Below are 18755 nucleotides of genomic sequence, written 5' to 3'. Positions count from 1 at the left end.
CGCGAATCGGCATTGCGATTTTCGCAGCCAGCTTGACAGCGCTGCCTGCAGAAGCAACTATTTGCCTGTTTCCGGAAACGTTTCCGGAAAACGCGGTTGCAGCGGCACGGCTCCCGCCAGGTCCCAGAAAAGAGCCTGAAACAAAGCGCGATTCGCAACGCGCGAAAACGGAGACAGCATGAAGAGGCTACTTGCCGCATCCGCGGCCATTGGTTTGGCATTCTCGCTTTCCTGCGCGTCGCTGCATGCCGCGACGCTCTCGGTCTGGGCCGTGGACGAGCCCGACGACTACACCGCGAAAATGGCGCAGGAATTCGGCAAGCTGCATCCCGATGTCCATGTGCAGATCCGCAAGGTAGGCTTTGCTGCGCTCAACGACGAAACCATGCGCGCCGTGATGTCCGGCAACATGCCCGACGTCGTGCCGATCGACAACCCGAACACGGCGATGTTCGCTTCGAAGAACGCGCTGCTCGATCTCGACCCGTACCTCGCGAAGTCGAAGGTCATCGACGCGAAGCAGATCTTCCCCGGCCCGCTGAAAAACGCCACCTGGAACGGCAAGGTTTATGCGATTCCGCGCGGCACGAACACGCTCGCGCTGTACTACAACAAGGACCTGTTCAAGGCAGCCGGGCTCGACCCCGAGCACGCGCCGCAGACCTGGGACGAACTCTATACGGACGCGCAAAAGCTCACCGACGCCAGGAAGGGCGTGTACGGTCTCGCGTTTTCCGCCATCAACACGGAAGAGGGCGTGTTCCAGTTCCTGCCGTTCGTGCAGGCCGCGGGCGCGGACTGGGACCGCATGAGCGACCCGGGCGCCGTGCGCGCGGCCGCCTTCTGGCAGAAGCTGCTGGACAGCAAGGTGGCGTCGCCGGACACGCTCACGCATAGCCAGTCGGAGGCGGCGGCCACGTTCATCAACGGCAATGCCGCGATGGACATCGACGGTCCGTGGGAACTGGGCGCCGTGGAAAAGGGCGCGAAGTTCAAGTGGGGCGTCGCGCTCCTGCCGGTCGAGAAGGCGGGCGGCCCGCGCGCCTCGGCGCTCGGTGAGCAGAATCACGCGATCCTGCGTGGCGCGAAGAACCCGGATGTGGCCTTCCAGTTCCTCGAGTACATGTATGCGCAGCGCGGCCGCGACTGGAACGAATTCGGCATGCTGCCGCCGTCCAAGGACACCGTGACGCCGAACCCGAAGTGGCCGCAGGCGTACAAGGTCTTCAACGAGCAGATGCAGTACGCCCGTGCGCGTGGTCCGAACCCGAACTGGCCGAAAATCTCGAAGTCGATCTCCGACGCAATCCAGTCGGTGCTGACGCACCAGGCCACGCCGCAACAGGCCATGGCGGCCGACGCACAGACCGTGCAGGCGGCAGCGAAATAAGCATTCCCAAGTATGGCATTGAGGTTGTTGCCGCCCGGGGAACATGTGTTCTTCGGGCGCCGTCCCGCCTTTGAGCAATGAACGCCATGAACACACTTTCGCGCCGCGCTCCTCGCGACCCGGCCGCGGGGCGCCTGGGCCGCTTGCCGCGCGCGCACGCCTTCGAGATCTCGCTGGCGGTGTTCGCGCTGCTGTATCTGCTGGTGTTTGCGGGCCTGCCGCTCATCTACAACATCGTCCTGTCGTTTCAGCAGGTCGATTTGATGGCCCCCGCCACTTTGTTGCGGCCGTTCGTCGGGCTCGCGAACTATCGCGATGTGTTCAGCCGTCCCGAGATGCACCTGGTGATCGTGAACACGGTGCTGTTCGTTGGGCTCTCGCTCGTCTTCCAGGTGGTGATCGGTTTTCTGCTGGCGCTGCTGTTCGCGCAGGACTTCCCGTTCGCGAGCCTCATGCGCGGCCTGTTTCTCGCGGGCTGGATCATGCCGGGGCTCGTGGTCGGCGTGATCTGGAAGCTGATTTTCGCAGGCGATTATGGCGTGCTCAATCATGTGCTGATGCAAACGCACATCCTGCAAGAGAAGATCTTCTGGCTCTCCGATCCGCACTGGTCGCTCTATGCCGTGATCGCCGCGAACGTGTGGCTTGGCGTGCCGTTCAATATGCTGCTGCTTTCGGTCGGGCTCGCGGCGATTCCGGCCGATCTCTACGAAGCCGCCGAACTCGATGGGGCGAATGCGCTGCAGCGTTTCATCGGCATCACGCTGCCGATGATGAAGGCCACGCTCGGCGCCGTGATCGCGCTGGGCGCGATTCTGACGATGCAGCAGTTCGATCTGATCGCAGCGCTCACGCAGGGCGGTCCGGCCAACTCGTCGCTGGTCGCGCAGTACTGGTCGTGGCAGCTTTCCCTGCAGACCTTCGAGGTGTCGGCGGGCTCGGCGGTGGCCACGGTCATGCTGGTGCTCGTGCTGATCGTCGCAGTGATCTACGTGCGCTCCACGCGCAACGAAAGGATGGTCTGAGATGAAGCGACCCCCACGCGGGAGGCCGGGATGAAGCGCTATGTGCTGTTCGTCATCGCGCTGTGCGTCACGGCGGTTTATCTGTTCCCGCTGTACTGGATGTATATCACCGCATTCAAGAGCGCGAGCGAGATGTTCCAGTATCCCCCTACGTTCTGGCCGCAGCATCTGCAATCGCACCTGTGGCAGGTGTTCAGCAGCAGCGGCATGGGCAACTTCCTGTGGAACTCGTTCGTGACCGCATGCGGCACGGTGGCGGTGACCGTGTTCGTCGGCACCGGCGCCGCTTATGCGCTCGCCTTCGTGCAGAACCGCTGGACCCGTGTCGCAATCTTCGCGGTGCTGGTGCTGCAGGCGCTTCCATCGAGCCTCATGGTCACGCCGATCTTCACGGCGTTCAAGATGCTCGGCCTCCTCGACACGCCCCGCCTCGCCGTGGTGCTCGCGCAGATCACCAAGACGCTGCCGTTCTATATCGTGCTGTGCCGCCCGAGCTTCGTGCAGGTGCCGCGCGAGCTGCGCGACGCGGCGCTCGTGGATGGCGCCACGCCGGCACGCGCGTTTTTCGGCGTGATCTTGCCGCTCGCGGTGAACGGCATTCTCGTTTCGGCGCTCCTCGTGTTCCTGCAATCGTTCGGCGAGTACGTCTACGCCCGCTCGCTGATTCTCGACGACCAGTATCAGACCGCCACGGTGGGTCTCTCGGCATTCGTCGGCGCGACCAAGGTCGACTGGATCGGCATCATGACCTACTCGGCTATTTTCGTCACGCCCATCCTCGTGGCGTTCATGCTGCTGCAACGCAAGATCGTCGCCGGGCTGACGGCCGGCGCGCTCAAGTAACGCATACGGAGAATCGCTGTGGATCGCATACAGATCGAGCGCCTGAGCAAGAGCTACGGAACCGTGCAGGTTTTGAAGGACATCGATATCAGCGTGCCGGAAGGGTGCTTCGTCGCGCTGGTCGGACCGTCGGGATGCGGCAAGTCCACCTTGCTGCGCACCATTGCCGGGCTCGAACCGATCACGGGCGGCACGCTGCGCATCGACGGCCAGGTCGTCAACGACGTGCCGCCGCGCAAGCGCGACGTGGCGATGGTGTTCCAGAGCTACGCGCTCTATCCGCACATGAATATCGAAAAAAACATGTCGTACTCGCTGCGGCTGCGTCGCGCTGCGCCGAAGGTCATTCGCGAGAGCATCGACGGCGTGGCGCGCACGCTGGGCCTCGACCATCTGCTCGCGCGCATGCCGCGCCAGCTTTCGGGCGGCCAGCGCCAGCGCGTGGCGATGGGTCGCGCCATCGTACGCAATCCGAAGGTATTTCTGTTCGACGAGCCGCTCTCGAATCTCGATGCCGCCCTGCGTGTGCATATGCGCACGGAGATCCGCAAGCTGCATCAGCGACTCTCCGCGACTTCGGTGTACGTCACGCACGACCAGATCGAGGCGATGACGATGGCCGATCACGTGGTCGTGATGCGCGCGGGCGAAGTCGAGCAGCAGGGCGCGCCGCTCACGCTGTATCACCGGCCTGCCAACCGCTTTGTCGCGGGCTTCATCGGCTCGCCGTCGATGAACTTCATCGAAGCCGTGATCGGGCCGGACGGGCGCAGCGCGCAGTTCGGCGGCACACCAGGCGCGGGCGCGCACACGCTCGACCTGGGCCGCGCGCTGCCGGCGGGCTCCGAGGTCTGGATCGGCTTGCGTCCCGAGCATCTGCAGTTGCACCGCGAAGCGCATGGCCTGCGCGGCATGATCGACACCGTGGAGACCACTGGGTCCATGAACTTCATCGCGGTGAAGCTCGATGGCGTCCCGGCACCCGTGATGATCGCGCAAGCCGGCATGTGCGCCATGCGCAGCGGCGAGGCGATCGGACTCGACATGGCGAGCGAGCACATCCACGTGTTCGACAGGAAGACCGAGCAGGCGCTCTAGCCACACCGCAGGTGGATCTGGATTGGCTGTTCAATGAGCTATGAGTACATCTAAATGAAAATCAGCGATGGCAACTGGTTGATCCGGGACGGCCTGAACGTCTCGTACTCGGCGTCGCCGCACAGCGTGGAGATCGTCGGCGACGAACTGCTCGTGCATGTGGCGCCCCGCGACGTATCGAACCGCGAACGGCAGCTCGACACGGGCCTCTTCACGTGGCGCTTCTTTTCGCCGCAAAGCGGTGTGATTGGCGTGCGCGTCGAGCATTTTGCCGGCGCGCGCGATCGCGGCCCGCATTTCACGCTTGAGCGCACGGGCACGGAAGTCGTCACGCACAACACCGAGGCCGAGGCGGGCCTCACCAGCGGGTCGCTGACGGTGCGCATCGTCAAGTCGGGCGACTGGTCGGTGGATTTCCTGCGCGACGGCGAGCGCATCACCGGCAGCGGCTTTCGCGCGAGCGGCCAGGTCCACGACGCCAGCCAGCAAGGCGCTGCGTTCATGTTCGAGCGGCTCGACCTGGGCGTTGGCGAGAACGTCTATGGGCTCGGCGAGCGCTTTACCGCGTTCGTGAAGAACGGGCAGGTGGTCGAAAGCTGGAACCGCGACGGCGGCACGGGCACCGAGCAGGCGTACAAGAATGTGCCGTTCTATCTGACCAACCGCGGCTACGGCGTGCTGGTGAATCACCCGGAAAACGTGTCGTTCGAGGTGGCCAGCGAGAAGGTGGCGAAGGTGCAGTTCAGCGTGGCAGGCGAGCGGCTCGAATACTACGTGATCGACGGCCCCACGCCCAAAGCCGTGCTGGAGCGCTTCACGCAGCTCACCGGGCGCCCGGCGCTGCCGCCCGCGTGGTCGTTCGGCCTGTGGCTCACCACCTCGTTCACCACGAACTACGACGAAGCCACGGTGAATCACTTCATCGACGGCATGGCACAGCGCGGCATCCCGCTGCACGTGTTTCACTTCGACTGCTTCTGGATGAAGGCCTTCCACTGGTGCGACTTCGAGTGGAACCGCGAGACCTTTCCCGATCCGCAGGGTATGCTCGCGCGGCTCAAGGCGCGTGGGCTGAAGATCTGCGTGTGGATCAATCCGTATATCGCGCAACCTTCGCCGCTGTTCGCCGAAGGCATGGCGAAAGGCTACCTCCTGTGCAAGCCCAACGGCGACGTGTGGCAGTGGGACCGCTGGCAGCCCGGCCAGGGCATCGTCGACTTCACGAATCCCGCCGCGGCACAGTGGTATGCGGGACATTTGCGGCGTTTGCTGGAAATGGGCGTGGACTGCTTCAAGACGGATTTCGGCGAGCGCATTCCGACCGACGTGGTCTACCACGACGGCTCCGATCCGCAGAAGATGCACAACTACTACAGCTACCTCTACAACAAGGTGGTGTTCGACGTGCTGCGCGAAGTGCGCGGCGAGGGCGAGGCGGTGGTGTTCGCGCGCTCCGGCACCGTGGGCAGCCAGCAGTTGCCCGTGCATTGGGGCGGCGACTGCAGCGCGACCTACGAATCGATGGCCGAGACGTTGCGTGGCGGTCTCTCGCTGGGCCTGAGCGGCTTCGGTTTCTGGAGCCATGACATCGGCGGATTCGAGCACACCGCGCCCGCCGACGTCTACAAGCGCTGGTGCGCGTTCGGGCTGCTGTCGAGCCACAGCCGCCTGCACGGCAGCAAGTCGTATCGCGTTCCATGGCTGTTCGACGACGAAGCCGTGGAGGTGGTGCGCCATTTCACCGAATGGAAGTCACGCCTCATGCCGTACCTGTTCGACGCCGCGCAGCAGGCGGTCGATCGCGGTACGCCGATGCTGCGCGCCATGCTGCTGGAGTTTCCCGGCGACCCGACCTGCGATCATCTTGACCGTCAGTATCTGCTCGGCGAATCGCTGCTGGTGGCGCCGGTGTTCAACGCCGCGGGCGACGTGGACTTCTGGCTGCCGGCGGGGCGCTGGACGCATCTGTTCACGGGCCGGCCGGTCGAGGGCGGCAGGTGGCTGCGCGAGCGGCACGGGTTTCTGAGCCTGCCGGTCTACGTGCGGCCGAATACGCTGTTCGCGATCGGCACCGAGGACCAGCGCCCCGATTACGACTACGCATCGCGCAGCGAACTGCATCTGTTCGAACTGGCCGACGGCGCGAGCGCCGCCGCGACGCTGCGCGACCAGCGCGGCGCGCGCGTGACCCACGTGAGCGTGACCCGGCGCGGCGATACGCTCAACGTGCGCTACGACGGCGTGAAGGGATCGCTTCCGCTCACGCTGCGGCAATGGCCCGAACTGCGCGACGCCGGCGGGTTGAATTCGCAAGCTGGGGAACTGGGCGTGGAATTGCAGTTGCCGGCGGGCGACGGAGAGGTCGTGTTGCGCGTTCAGCCTTAACAAGGGGCAACGCGAGGCGTTGCGAGCGCCAGATACGCAACTGGCCCGCCATCGCAACACACTGCGATGGCGGGCCAGAAGGCAACAACGACAAAGCGCGGCTATCCAGCCGGGCAGCTTACTGCGCTGCCTGACCGGCTTGCGACGAACCGTTGTTCACGCCGCCCACTGCGCTGTTTTGCGCAGCGACGCGAGCTTCGGCAGCTTGAATGTTCGCCGGATATTCATTGGGGTTCGAACGTGCCGGATTGAAGCCGGCCTTTTCGACCTGGATCATGTCTGCACGGACTTGCGCGCGCGTCACGGGCTGGTTCGACTGGGCGAACACGGCAACGGGAGCGGCGAGGGCGGCAGCGATAACGACGGCTTGGACGAGCGATTTCATGACTAACCTCCAGATTTACGTTCTTCTTTAGCTGCCTACAGGGTTGTAAGCAGCGGTGAAGTCAGTGTAGGAGGGTCGGAGACTAGGGTAAATACCTAATAGCCGAATTCACTGTTTCCGCCAGGAGAACAATCCGGGCATAAGCGTGGCGCAAGCCGGGGATTCCCCGAACGCGACGGCAGCGAGTGGGGTCAGACCATGCTGGGCGCGACGCCGAATGTTTCGACGAACTCGGTCTTGCCCATGCCGCGCGACTTGGCCCGGTACATGGCGCTGTCGACGGCGCGCATCAAGGTTCGCGCATCGAGCGAGCGGCTGCCGCTGCCTTGCGTGAGCAGGCACACGCCGATGCTGCACGACACGGTCACCGGATAGCCGCCCACGGTGCGCATGTTGGCGAGAATCGCGTGGATGCTGTTGGCGACGGTAAGCGCGTCGTTCTTGTCGTAGACGTGACGCGCCAGCACCACGAACTCGTCGCCGCCCAGGCGTGCGAGCGTGTCGCCTCGCCGCATGCGGCGCACCAGTGCGGCGGCGAAGCTGCGCAGCAGTTCGTCGCCCACCGCGTGCCCAAAGGAGTCGTTCACTTCCTTGAAGCCGTCGAGGTCGACGAGCAGCATGGCGGTGCGCTCGACCTCACCGGCGCGCGTAAAGAGCGCGCGTCCAATGGCTTGCTCGAGCCGCACGCGGTTGTAGAGCCCGGTGAGCGGATCGGTCGACGCCTGGCGTTCCAGCCGGTAGACGAGCACCGCCAGATAGACGGACGTCGCCACGATGCTCAGCGCAATGCCGAGCGCGGCCGTGATATTGGCGCGCCACCACGGTTGCCAATGCATCAGTCCCATGATGCCGACGAGCGCCACCACACAGGAAAGGCCCAGCATGCGCTGGCCATAGCGGCAGCCCGCGCCGACCAGAAACCAGAAGGCCACCCACAGGAGCGGCAGCGCGGCCGTTCCGCCCACGGCCAGCGCGGCGGTGACGATGGCCTGATCGGCGACCGTGGAGAGCGTGAGGCGCAAGAGCGAGCGCGTTGGCGCGACGGTGACCGCCACATACGTGATGACGCCGAACGCCACATAAGCGGTGACCGCCAGCAGCGTGGCGTAGACGTGGGTCGAGCGATAGATCGAGCAGGCAACGAGGTAGGCGAGAAGCACGACTGAACCGAGCGTGATGCGCAGTACGGCCTGCTCTTTTTCTGGGTCCTTCGGAAATGCGCGAAACAACGCCTTCCCGGGCCAGGAATGTGTTTCCATTTCGCCCATGGCTGCCACCCCCGCTCTCATTCTGTATTTTGTCGCCCGGTAGTGTACCCCACACGTATTGCGTGTCGAGGCGCGAAAAAAACGAAATTTCAACGCGCATGGTGCCGATACGCAATGCAAGGCAACTTCGCGCCGGATGACCGATACTGTGACGCGCATCGCGTGCAATCCATCGGTTCCGGATACGCTCGGTCAATCCATTCAAGGAGGCGTCATGGGTAGGGAAGGTCTGGAAAAGCAGGGCATGTCGTGTGAGCGGCTCGCGCGCATCGAACGTTTTCTCGAAGAGAACTACGTCTCGACCGGCACGCTCGCGGGCGCCGTCACCCAGGTGTGGCGGCGCGGCGAACTCGCGCTGAACTCGGTGCTGGGTCTCGCGGACCGCGAACGGCGCACGCCGATGGTCGAGGACTCGATCTTCCGCATCTACTCGATGACCAAACCCATTACGTCGGTGGCGATCATGATGCTGGTCGAAGAGTGCAAGATTGCGCTCGACGACCCCGTCAGCAAGTACATCCCGTCGTGGGAAAAGCTCGGCGTGTACGCGGGCGGTTTCATGGAGAGCTTCCAGACGCGCGCGAGCGCGCGCTCGATGCGCGTGGTCGACTTGTTGCGGCATACCTCCGGCCTGACCTATGGCTTCCAGCAGAACACCAATGTCGATGCGGCCTATCGCAAGCTGAAGGTGGGCGAGCTTGCGACCGCGGGTACGCTCGACGAAATGATCGAGAAGCTGGCCACGCTGCCGCTGGAATTTTCGCCAGGCGATGCCTGGAACTATTCGGTTTCCACGGACGTGCTCGGCTATCTCGTCGGCAAGGTCAGTGGCATGGCCTTCGAGGACTTTCTGACAACGCGGATCTTCGACCCGCTCGGCATGGTCGACACGGCCTTTTACGTGCCGCAGGAGAAGGTGTCCCGCTTCTGCGCCTGCTATGCCATCGGCGCGCTCGGTTCGAAGGTCGTTTCCGAAAAAGGCCCTGAGTTGCAGGATGATCCTCACACGAGCCCCTATCGCGAGCCGCCCTCGTTTGTTTCGGGCGGCGGCGGCCTCGTTTCCACGGCGGCGGACTACATGCGGTTCTCGCGCATGCTGCTGCAAGGGGGCGAACTGGACGGCGTGCGGCTGCTGGGGCCGAAGACCATCGAGCTGATGACCGCCAACCATTTGCCGGGCGGTGTCGACTTGCCGCGTCTCTCACGCTCGATGTTCACCGAAGCGGCTTACGAAGGCGTTGGCTTCGGGCATGGCTTTGCCACGACGATTGCGCCTGCATCCACGCTGATTCCGGGCAGCGCGGGCGACTTCTTCTGGGGCGGCGCGGCCAGTACCTTCTTCTGGGTCGATCCTCGCGAGGACATGATCGTGCTGTTTCTCACCCAGCTCCTGCCTTCGACCGCGTGCCCGATTCGCCGGCAGTTGCGCACGCTCGTTTACAGCGCGATTGCGGACTGCGAAAGCTGAGCAGCGCGTCTAGCGTTCGCGAATGGCAATGAAATTGCAAGAGGCTGGCTGGCTGGCTGAATGGCTGGCAGCCTCTTCAACGTTTCCATCACACCAATATCTTCCCGATAACTGGAAGATAGATTCCTGATATCGACGGATTCTCTCGTGATTCGCGAGTGAGTAGCATCTGCTGCAGTGCAACTCAATCTCAAAGAGAGAACGTCATGACCCGCCTGAATCTGGCTTCGATTCGCAAAGACGCCTTTGCGATGCCTGTCCACAATCCCGCCTATCCCCGGCCGCCGTACCGTTTCATCAACCGGGAATATTTCATCATTACCTACGAGACCGATTTCGATGCGCTGAAAGCCATCGTGCCGGAGCCCTTGCGCCCGGAAAACAATCTTGTGCACTACGAATTTATTCGCATGCCGGATTCGTCGGGCTTCGGTGACTACACGGAAACCGGTCAGGTCATTACGGTGCGCGATCAGGAAGGGCGCCTCGGCAACTACACGCATTCGATGTACCTCGACGACGAAGGCCCGATTGCCGGTGGCCGGGAAATCTGGGGCTTTCCGAAGAAGCTGGCGCGCCCGACCTTGAGCATCGATGGCAACGACACGCTGCTCGGCACGCTCGACTACGGCACCCAACGCGTCGCAACCGGCACGATGGGCTACAAGCATGTGCCGCTCGATATCGAGGCCGAACGCAGGAAGCTTGCAGAGACACCGAATTATCTGCTCAAGGTGATCCCGCACGTTGACGGTTCGCCGCGCGTCTGCGAACTCGTGCGCTTCTACTTGCGCGACGTGAGCGTGCTCGGGGCGTGGACCGGTCCGGCGGCGCTCGAATTTCATCCGCACGCGCTGGCGCCCGTGGCCGATCTGCCGGTGAAACGGGTGGTCGGCGCGCGGCATCTGATCGCCAATCTCACGCTGGATATCGGCGAGGTTGCGCTCGACTATCTGGCTCAAAGCGAAACCGTGAAGCTCGCGGTCAACGAATAAGTTTGCGTGGATTTACGCGAAGGAAGCGACATGTCTTTGCACAACAAAGTGGCGTTCGTGCTGCCGCACTACGACGAAGTCGCTCTGGTGCTTCAGGGCGGTGGCGCGCTCGGCTCGTACCAGGCCGGCGTGTACGAAGGCCTGGCCGAGATGGGTGTGCATCCGGGCACGATCTCCGGCATTTCGATCGGCGCGCTCAATACCGCCATCATCGCCGGCAATGCGCCGGAAAACCGCGTGGCGGCGTTGCATGGATTCTGGAACCGGATCTGCCATCCACGCGACTGGGTCGGTGGTCTGGGTGCCTGGATGCCGCCCATGTTCGGCATGCACGATTTCACGCGCAAGTGGGCGAGTGGGTGGGCGGCCGCACGCGCCCTGACCGAGGGCCAGCCGGGGTTTTTCTCGCCGCGCGTGCCGTTACCGGTAGCCTGGCTCGGCAAGCAAAACCCCAACGTGGTCAGCTACTACGATACGGCCGCGTTGAAGGAGACGCTGCTCGAGTTCGCCGACTTCGACCGCATCAACGACGGCGACGTTCGTGTGTCGGTGGGGGCGGTGAACGTGCGGACCGGCAACCTGGTGTACTTCGACAACACGAAGATGCGTTTGAAGCCCGAGCATTTCATGGCATCCGGGGCGTTGCCGCCCGGCTTTCCGGCGGTCGAGATCGACGGCGAGTATTACTGGGACGGGGGGCTCGTGTCGAATACGCCGTTGACCGAGGTGCTGCGCGATGCGGACCATATGGATGCGCTGGTGTTTCAGGTCGATCTCTGGAGCGCGCGCGGCAATGCGCCTGGCGACTTCTTCGATATCTCCGCGCGCGCCAAGGACATCCAGTATTCGAGCCGCACACGCGCGGTGACCAGCATGCTGGCGGATCGTCAGAAGCACGCCCGATTCATCAAGGAGTTGCTCGCGCACATTCCCGCCGAAGTGCGCAGGACCGATCCGCTGTTTCGCCTCGCCGAAGAGGCGGCCGACGGCAGCGCGATCAATGTGGTGCACCTCATCTACAAGAACAAGCCCTATGAAGGTCACTATAAGGACTACGAGTTCAGCATCGACACGATGCGGGAGCATTGGGACAGCGGTCTTGAAGATATTCGCGATTCGTTTTCTCATCGCGAGTGGTTCGACGTGCCGAGCCGCGAGCAGGGTTTCGTGACGCACGACGTGCATCGCTTGCCCGGTTCCGTGCCGCAGGATGATCGTGACGCGCTCATCCCGCCGCTCGCGGAAGTGCGGAAAATCGCCGACGGCGAGCTGGCGATCGAAGCCCGCGAACCGGCTGGAGAGGGCGTATCGTGAGTAAGGAGCCGTTTCGGTGCGCGGTGCGCTGCCTGTGCGAGGAAACCCTGCGGAGGCCGTGGGGCTATATTTTTCGCAGCATCGCCATGATCGCGCTGGCGGTTTCGCCGGCGATTATATGCGCCTACCTCGCACAGGCTTCAACACGTTGGGACCTGTTCGAGCGGTCCGGATCGGTCATCACCATCACGGGCCTTTTGCTGGCGTCGCGCCGCTATCTCGAGCATACCGTGACGGATCTGGTGGTCGCCCACGCAAACCAGGATGCCGGATTCAAGCCTCATCACGCAATGAGCGAGGTACTCGCGGCCAGGCGTGGACTGACGCTTTCGGCGTTCGGTACGCTCATCTGGGGATGGGGAATATTCCTGCGGTGGTGGAGCTTCGGCGTGCTGGCGTTGTGGATGGCATTCGCGGTCTACCGGGCATTTCGCGACCCGGTATTGCAACGCTCCGGCGATGACGATTTGCCGTGACGAGTTGGGGCGGCGCCCACGCCGGGCAGCCGCCATTTTCCGGCGCGAGGGCAGAACTCAGTGACGCTTGCTCAACATCTCCAGCAATGCCTTGGCGGCCGGCCCCGACGACGCGGGATTCTGGCCGGTGAGCAGCAGCCCGTCTTCGAGCACATACGGCTGCCAGTCGGGGCCCTTCGAATAGTTGCCGCCCTTCGCCTTGAGTTCGTCTTCAACGAGGAACGGGACCACCTTGGTCAGGCCAACCGCTTCTTCTTCGCTATTCGTAAAGCCCGTGACCGACTTGCCGTTGACGAGCGGCTTGCCATCGGGACCCTTCACGTGCCGCAGAACCCCCGGTGCGTGGCAGACGAGATCGACGGGCTTGCCGGCTGCGATCGTGCGCTCGATCAGGCCGATGGAGTCCGGGTCTTCTGCGAGATCCCACATCGGACCGTGGCCGCCGGGGTAGAAGACGGCGTCGAATTCGTCATGGGCGACGTCCTTGAGCTTCGCCGTGTTGCCCAGATCCGCCAACGCGGCCGGGTCGGCTTCGAAGCGACGTGTCAGGTCGGTCTGAAAGTCCGGCTCGTTGCTCTTGGGATCTAGCGGAGGTTTGCCGCCCTTGGGCGACGCGAGCACGATCTGCACGCCGGCGTCCTTGAACACGTAGTACGGCGCGGCGAGTTCCTCGAGCCAGAACCCGGTCTTGCGTCCCGTATTGCCCAGTTCGTCGTGCGAAGTCAAAACCATCAGAATCTTCATGACGTTCTCCTTGAATGCGTTTACACAACTTCAGGTTGCAGAGAATTCCGGTCAACGCCGCTGGCGTGCCGAATCAGACTACCGAACTGCCATCAAGCCAAAGCAGCAAGATGAATCATGGCGTTCACGTTTACGGGAAGGACAGGCGTGCGGGTATAGGGCCGGTAGATGATATCGCCGCGACGGATCGCTTTGCCGCTCACTGCGCACACGCCGGCCCGGCGCGCCTTTGCGCAGACCCAGATCTGATAGCCGTAGTGGCATGAGGCGGAGCACCAGCGCAACGCAACGGTTCGGGGGGAGAGGCGGTCGAGGAGCGTGACGACGGCCGCGCACGGCGCCTCGCCTGTCGCATCGCGCCCGTTGCGGATATTGCGGCTTTTGCGGCATCTTCCGTCGTAGCGGTGCGGCTCGGCGATGCGCCGGCCGGGTGAGAGATCAGCGGGGCTCGGGGTCTGTGCGTGGGGTTCCGTCGCGCACAGCCTGTCGAGCAGCAGGAGTGTCTGCTCCCATGGGTCCGGGCGCGAGGCGTGTTTGTTGTCCGCCGCTGCCCCCGCGTTCGCGCCGCGGTTGCGCGAGCGTGTTCGAAGTCCTTCGTCCGTGTTCATGCGAGGCCTCAGATGAAGATTGATGGCGCCACGATGCAACCGGTGCAATTGCGCGCAAAAGCCCGCTCTCGAGCGGGCCGCGCGCGTTCACTTGATGAGTCCCTTCTGTCTTCGATAGACGTCGGTAGGCAGGCCGCCCCATCCCCAGTTTTCCGTTGGCACTTCTTCGATGACGACGAAGGTCGCTTCCAGCGGCTTGTTCAGCACGTCGAGCATGAGCTGGCTCACGCCCTTGATGAGCTGGGCCTTTTCTTCCGACGTGACGGAATCCGCGCCGGGCCGTGTGCCCTCGCGTGTAACCTGAATTGTGACAATCGGCATTTCGCTTTCCTTGATGGTGATCGTTGCAGGGAGCGCCGGCAAGCGGCGCTCCTCGTCGGCCCGGTGGGGCCCGGCAGTGCGCAGCGCGCCTTAGTGGCCGGCGACCTGGCCGCCGTCGACGTGGAGGATTTCGCCCGTCACGAAGGGCGCCGAGTCGAGATAAAGGATGGCGTTCACGATGTCGCTCATCTCGCCCATATGCCCCATCGGATGCAGCGCGCCGAGCGCGGCGTGGGTTTCGGGCGCGTGCATCGGCGACTTGATGATGCCAGGCGATACCGCGTTGGCGCGAATGCCGCGCTTGGCATACTCGATCGCCAGCGAGCGCGTGGCGGCGGCGAGACCGCCCTTGCTCAGCGAGGCCAGCACCGACGGCACGCCGTCGATCGCGTGATCGACGAGCGTCGTCGTGATCGTGACGACGTGGCCGCTCTCGTGCTTTTCCATCTCCGCAATCGCGAGCTGCGTGATATGGAAGAAACCGTCGAGGTTGGTGCCCTTGATCGCCGCGTAGTCTTCCGCGGTGTATTGCGTGAACGGCTTCGCTACGAAAATGCCCGCGTTGTTGACGAGCGTATCGACGCGGCCAAAGCGCGAGACGGCCGTTTCGATGACACGGCGAGCCGTGGCCGGGTCGGCGATATCGCCGGCCACTGCGACGAGATCGCTATCGTCAGTCTGTTTGATGTTGCGCGAGGTCGCGACCACCTTGTGGCCGAGTGCGCGGAATGCCCTGGCCGTTTCGGCGCCGATGCCTTGCGATGCGCCGGTGATCACGACGACTTTGGGGGATTGACTCATATGAACCTCGAAGTAAGTTGGACTCTGTTTTTGATCGGGTTTGCTGCTCCGATGACGACCAATTTACGCATCCATGCCCCTGGTTTGAATACAGGACGCGGACAAACAGTTGTGAGTCACAGGAACGAATGAGAGCGAGTTGGGCGCGATGACGCGCGGCGAAACAGGCCAGGCCAATGACGCCTGTTTAACTTTGGATAACTGACTAAATGGGACCGGCCTGACCGCGTGTGGCCTCACGCGCGGCTTGCTGCGAGGCTCAGGAGGCCTGCGTGCGCGGATCGTGGTCGAATTCGAGCCTGATCCCGCCCGGCTCGTACACCATGGTGTGGCGTTTCGGCCCCGGGCCCAGGTTCTCCGGCGCAAACTCGATTGTCACGCCCGGCCAGGCGGACACGCGCGAGAAGATATCGTTGAGTGCTTCTTCGCTGCCTACGCGCAAGGCTAGATGATGCAGGCCCACATGGGTCTTGCGGTCGAACTCGACCAGGCGGCTCGGATCGGTCACTTGCCAGAGGGTCAACATGACGTGTCCGTCCGAAACGAACGCAGCCGGATAACTGGGTCGCTCGCCAACCTGTTTCCAGCCCAGACAATTCACGAAGAAGTCACGGGTGAGGTTCAGGTCGCGCACGGTCAGCCCGACATGATCGATGCCCAGCGTAAGCGGTTTGTCAGTCATGCTTCGATTCTCCTGAAAAAAGAGTGCGCCGATCCGGACTTCCGCACCTCACGGATCCAATCTCTGCCGAAACAATATAGCTGCCAGGAACGACGTCGATTATCGCTTGCCGTTCACATCACTTTTTACATGGTGTATCGCGTCGCCTGCTGACGGACGCTCGGGTGCTGGATCGAGGCGCCGGCGCGTCTTTCTGCGGCCGCGGAAACTTCCTTGCACACATCTGTCATGTCAGATATAGTCCGCATCAGATATTGAGGAGGGCAATCGATGAACGATCCCGTCAATGAAGATTTCGAGCGCACGCAGAAGCTGGTGTTCGTGCTCGGTCAGGCGCACCACCTGATGGCCACTGAACTCAGGGCAGGGCTCAAGGACGCCGGGCTGAACCTGCAGGAGCGCGGCATTCTGCTGACGTTGGCCTGTGGGAGCGCGAAAACGCCGGCGGCATTGGCGAAGCTCCTTGGCGTCCACCCCGCCCGGATGACCCGCGTGCTGGACAAGCTCGAAACCAGCGGGCTCGTGGCGCGCGCGCGCAATGGCACGGACCGGCGCCTCGTGGACGTCTCGCTGACACGCGAGGGCCACTCGGTCGCGGCCCGCAACGCAGACGTAGCGCCTGGCGCCTGGAGCGAGCGGCTCTCGCACTTCTCGAGGTCCGACTTCGACGCCTTGAGCACACTGCTTTCCAGACTGCTCCATGGCTAGGGCGGCCTTTTTTTTGCCCAATTATCAGACATGTCAGATAACGGCCCGTGCTTGACGGGACATTCGCATCCAGACGAGAGAACCTAACATGAATCCATCGACGAACCCAGGCGGGCTACCCCAGCTGACGGGCGCGAAGTTCGCGCTCGGCACCTTCGCCGTGGCGCTCGCCACTTTTATGAACGTGCTGGATTCGTCGATTGCAAACGTCGCGATTCCCACACTCTCCGGCAACCTCGGCGTGTCGATCGACGAAGGCACGTGGGTCATCACGCTGTTTGCCGCGGCCAATGCGGTGTCCATTCCGTTGACCGGGTGGCTGACGCAGCGCGTGGGCCAGGTCAAGCTGTTCGTCTGGGCGATCCTGCTGTTCGTGCTCTCGTCGGCAGCCTGCGGTCTCGCGCCGAACCTGCTGACGCTGCTGGTGGCCCGTATCGTTCAGGGCGCCGTGGCGGGGCCGCTGGTGCCGTTGTCGCAAGCGTTGCTGCTCGCCTCCTTCCCCAAGGAAAAGAGTTCGAATGCGCTGGCGCTGTGGGCGATGACCGCAACCGTCGGACCAATCGCGGGTCCGGCGCTCGGCGGCTGGATCACCGACAGCTACAGCTGGTCGTGGATCTTCTATATCAACGTGCCGGTCGGCCTGTTCGCGGCCGGCGTGATCTGGGCGATCTACCGCGACCGCGAGACGCCGGCACGCAAATTGCCCATCGACAAGGTCGGGCTGATTTCGCTCATCGCGTGGGTCGCGCCGCTGCAGATCATGCTCGACAAGGGCAAGGACCTCGACTGGTTCAACTCGCCGGTCATCTGGGTGCTCACTATCGTCGCCGCGGTCAGCTTCGTGTTCTTCCTGATCTGGGAATTGACTGAGGAAAAGCCGATCGTCAACCTGCGGCTGTTCGCCAAACGCAACTTCCTCGGCGGCACGATTGCGATTTCGGTCGCGTATGCGATCTTCTTTGCAAACCTCGTGATCCTGCCGCAGTGGATCCAGGGCTTTCTCGGCTACCGCGCGGTGGATGCGGGGCTCGTCACCGCGCCGCTGGGGATCTTCGCCGTGATCCTCGCCCCCGTGATGGGCAAGCTCATGCCGCGCTCCGACCTGCGGGTGCTCGCCACCCTCGCGTTCGTTGGTTTCGCCGCCGTGTTCTTCATGCGCTCGAACTATACGACCGGCGTGGACGCCTGGACGCTGATTTTGCCGACGCTGCTGCAAGGCATTCCCACGGCGCTGTTCTTCACGCCGCTCACCGGCATCATCCTGTCGGGTCTGCGGCCCGACGAGATTCCGGCGGCCGCGGGCCTGTCCAATTTCGCGCGCATTTTCGCCGGCGCCGTGGGCACGTCGCTCATGAGCAACGCCTGGAACGACCGCACGATCCTCCATCACGCCCGGCTCGCGGAGCAGACGAGCGTGGAGAATCCGGCGTTCACCGGCGCCATCGCGCACCTGCATGCGACGCTGGGCGGCGGCATTCCCAAGGCCACGGCCTTTTACGAAGCCTCGCTCAACGCGCAAGCCACCATGCTGGGGTTGAACGACATCTTCTGGATATCGGCGGTGATCTTCGTCGTCATCATCCCGCTGATCTGGGTGACGCGGCCGGTCAAGGGCGGTGGCGCGGGCGCGGCAGGCGCTGGCGGACACTGAATTCAGCAGTTGAACCCGGTTCAGACGGCAAACCTGATGGCAAAGCTCACGTGTTTTTCTTGACAGTATCTGATAATGCAGATATTGTGCTGTTCAACATGGAGGATGTCGCGATGGACCACTACACGACGAGAAATTTCATGCTCACGGAAAGTGTCGGCTTCAGAATCGTCAAGGCGCGCAATCTGGTTGTCGCGGAGATGGACGCGGCGCTCAAGGACCTCGACATCACGGGCCAGCAAATGGGCATTCTGCTTTCGGTGAAGCAGGGTGAGGCGACCACGCCGTTCGAACTGTCGAAGCTGCTCGGCATCGATACGGGCCTCATGACGCGGATGCTGGACAAGCTGGAAACCAAGGGTCTGCTCGAGCGTTCGCGCGACGCAGACGACCGCCGTGTGGTCAATCTGAACCTCACCGCAAAAGGACTGGAAACGGCGGACCAGATTCCGGAAGTCGCGCCGCACGTGTTGAACGCACGCCTGCGCAAGTTCACCAGGGCGGAGTTTGCCGAACTGAACCGCCTGCTTCGCAAGTTCACAGACGACTGAACGGTGCGGCCGTGGTGCCGCGCTTTTTTTCGACCATTAATC

19 protein-coding genes are annotated in these 18755 nt (G+C 63.2%); 12 read left to right on the top strand and 7 right to left on the bottom strand.

What is annotated here, in order from left to right:
• Positions 1-178 precede the first annotated feature (178 nt).
• The 5 genes from M3A49_RS14870 to yicI all read left to right on the top strand — a co-directional run bounded on the left by M3A49_RS14870 (position 179) and on the right by yicI (position 6741).
• On the top strand, positions 179-1390 hold the full coding sequence (locus M3A49_RS14870; RefSeq protein ID WP_266229303.1) for an ABC transporter substrate-binding protein: 1212 nt from the start codon (positions 179-181) through the stop codon (positions 1388-1390).
• Positions 1391-1476: 86 nt separating this feature from the next.
• Positions 1477-2415, top strand: coding sequence for a carbohydrate ABC transporter permease (locus M3A49_RS14865; RefSeq protein WP_266229302.1), 939 nt, complete (start codon positions 1477-1479; stop codon positions 2413-2415).
• A 30-nt stretch (positions 2416-2445) separates the two neighbouring features.
• Positions 2446-3258, top strand: a complete 813-nt coding sequence (locus M3A49_RS14860; protein ID WP_266229301.1) for a carbohydrate ABC transporter permease — start codon at positions 2446-2448, stop codon at positions 3256-3258.
• Positions 3259-3276: 18 nt separating this feature from the next.
• Positions 3277-4356, top strand: a complete 1080-nt coding sequence (locus M3A49_RS14855) for an ABC transporter ATP-binding protein (protein WP_266229300.1) — start codon at positions 3277-3279, stop codon at positions 4354-4356.
• A gap of 54 nt (positions 4357-4410) precedes the next feature.
• A complete protein-coding gene (yicI, locus tag M3A49_RS14850; RefSeq protein WP_266229299.1) occupies positions 4411-6741 on the top strand; it encodes an alpha-xylosidase in 2331 nt (776 codons plus the stop codon).
• Between the two features lie 118 nt (positions 6742-6859).
• Here the strand turns inward: yicI and M3A49_RS14845 are convergent, their stop codons facing one another.
• Together M3A49_RS14845 and M3A49_RS14840 are read right to left on the bottom strand one after the other, a co-directional pair.
• Complete coding sequence (locus tag M3A49_RS14845; RefSeq protein WP_254353792.1) at positions 6860-7126, bottom strand: DUF4148 domain-containing protein; 267 nt, start codon at positions 7124-7126, stop codon at positions 6860-6862.
• Between the two features lie 191 nt (positions 7127-7317).
• A complete protein-coding gene (locus tag M3A49_RS14840; RefSeq protein ID WP_323183152.1) occupies positions 7318-8385 on the bottom strand; it encodes a GGDEF domain-containing protein in 1068 nt (355 codons plus the stop codon).
• A gap of 223 nt (positions 8386-8608) precedes the next feature.
• Here M3A49_RS14840 and M3A49_RS14835 point away from each other — a divergent pair, with 223 nt between their 5' ends.
• The 4 genes from M3A49_RS14835 to M3A49_RS14820 all read left to right on the top strand — a co-directional run bounded on the left by M3A49_RS14835 (position 8609) and on the right by M3A49_RS14820 (position 12647).
• Complete coding sequence (locus M3A49_RS14835; protein WP_266229297.1) at positions 8609-9862, top strand: serine hydrolase domain-containing protein; 1254 nt, start codon at positions 8609-8611, stop codon at positions 9860-9862.
• Between the two features lie 206 nt (positions 9863-10068).
• On the top strand, positions 10069-10857 hold the full coding sequence (locus M3A49_RS14830; RefSeq protein WP_254353795.1) for an acetoacetate decarboxylase: 789 nt from the start codon (positions 10069-10071) through the stop codon (positions 10855-10857).
• A gap of 30 nt (positions 10858-10887) precedes the next feature.
• Complete coding sequence (locus tag M3A49_RS14825) at positions 10888-12171, top strand: patatin-like phospholipase family protein (protein WP_266229296.1); 1284 nt, start codon at positions 10888-10890, stop codon at positions 12169-12171.
• A complete protein-coding gene (locus M3A49_RS14820) occupies positions 12168-12647 on the top strand; it encodes a hypothetical protein (RefSeq protein ID WP_266229295.1) in 480 nt (159 codons plus the stop codon). Before M3A49_RS14825 ends, M3A49_RS14820 begins: the two co-directional genes overlap by 4 nt.
• 57 nt (positions 12648-12704) lie before the next feature.
• Here M3A49_RS14820 and M3A49_RS14815 read toward each other — a convergent pair whose 3' ends face one another.
• From M3A49_RS14815 to M3A49_RS14795, 5 genes are all read right to left on the bottom strand, one after another.
• Positions 12705-13391: a type 1 glutamine amidotransferase domain-containing protein gene (locus M3A49_RS14815; protein WP_254315825.1), complete on the bottom strand. Its 687-nt coding sequence runs from the start codon at positions 13389-13391 to the stop codon at positions 12705-12707.
• 92 nt (positions 13392-13483) lie between these two features.
• Entirely contained in the window at positions 13484-13999 is a 516-nt protein-coding gene (locus M3A49_RS14810) for a DUF3331 domain-containing protein (protein ID WP_266229294.1), read from the bottom strand.
• 87 nt (positions 14000-14086) lie between these two features.
• On the bottom strand, positions 14087-14320 hold the full coding sequence (locus M3A49_RS14805) for a tautomerase family protein (protein WP_266229293.1): 234 nt from the start codon (positions 14318-14320) through the stop codon (positions 14087-14089).
• A gap of 90 nt (positions 14321-14410) precedes the next feature.
• Positions 14411-15121 (bottom strand): SDR family NAD(P)-dependent oxidoreductase, encoded by a 711-nt coding sequence (locus tag M3A49_RS14800; protein WP_266229292.1) that lies wholly within the window; start codon positions 15119-15121, stop codon positions 14411-14413.
• A 259-nt stretch (positions 15122-15380) separates the two neighbouring features.
• Positions 15381-15803 carry a VOC family protein gene (locus tag M3A49_RS14795; RefSeq protein WP_266229291.1) on the bottom strand — a complete coding sequence of 141 codons (423 nt, stop codon included), beginning with the start codon at positions 15801-15803 and terminating at the stop codon, positions 15381-15383.
• A gap of 270 nt (positions 15804-16073) precedes the next feature.
• On the opposite strand from M3A49_RS14795, the gene M3A49_RS14790 reads away from it, so the two are divergent.
• From M3A49_RS14790 to M3A49_RS14780, 3 genes are all read left to right on the top strand, one after another.
• Positions 16074-16511, top strand: coding sequence for a MarR family winged helix-turn-helix transcriptional regulator (locus tag M3A49_RS14790; protein ID WP_266229290.1), 438 nt, complete (start codon positions 16074-16076; stop codon positions 16509-16511).
• A gap of 88 nt (positions 16512-16599) precedes the next feature.
• Complete coding sequence (locus tag M3A49_RS14785; RefSeq protein ID WP_266229289.1) at positions 16600-18162, top strand: DHA2 family efflux MFS transporter permease subunit; 1563 nt, start codon at positions 16600-16602, stop codon at positions 18160-18162.
• 113 nt (positions 18163-18275) lie between these two features.
• Positions 18276-18713 carry a MarR family winged helix-turn-helix transcriptional regulator gene (locus M3A49_RS14780; protein WP_266229354.1) on the top strand — a complete coding sequence of 146 codons (438 nt, stop codon included), beginning with the start codon at positions 18276-18278 and terminating at the stop codon, positions 18711-18713.
• Positions 18714-18755: the final 42 nt, after the last annotated feature.

This window comes from Paraburkholderia sp. CNPSo 3076 (assembly GCF_026343935.1).
In the GTDB taxonomy this organism is placed as follows: domain Bacteria; phylum Pseudomonadota; class Gammaproteobacteria; order Burkholderiales; family Burkholderiaceae; genus Paraburkholderia; species Paraburkholderia nodosa.
Note: the sequence above shows the minus strand (reverse complement) of the source record. Positions and strands in the feature narration are given on the sequence as shown.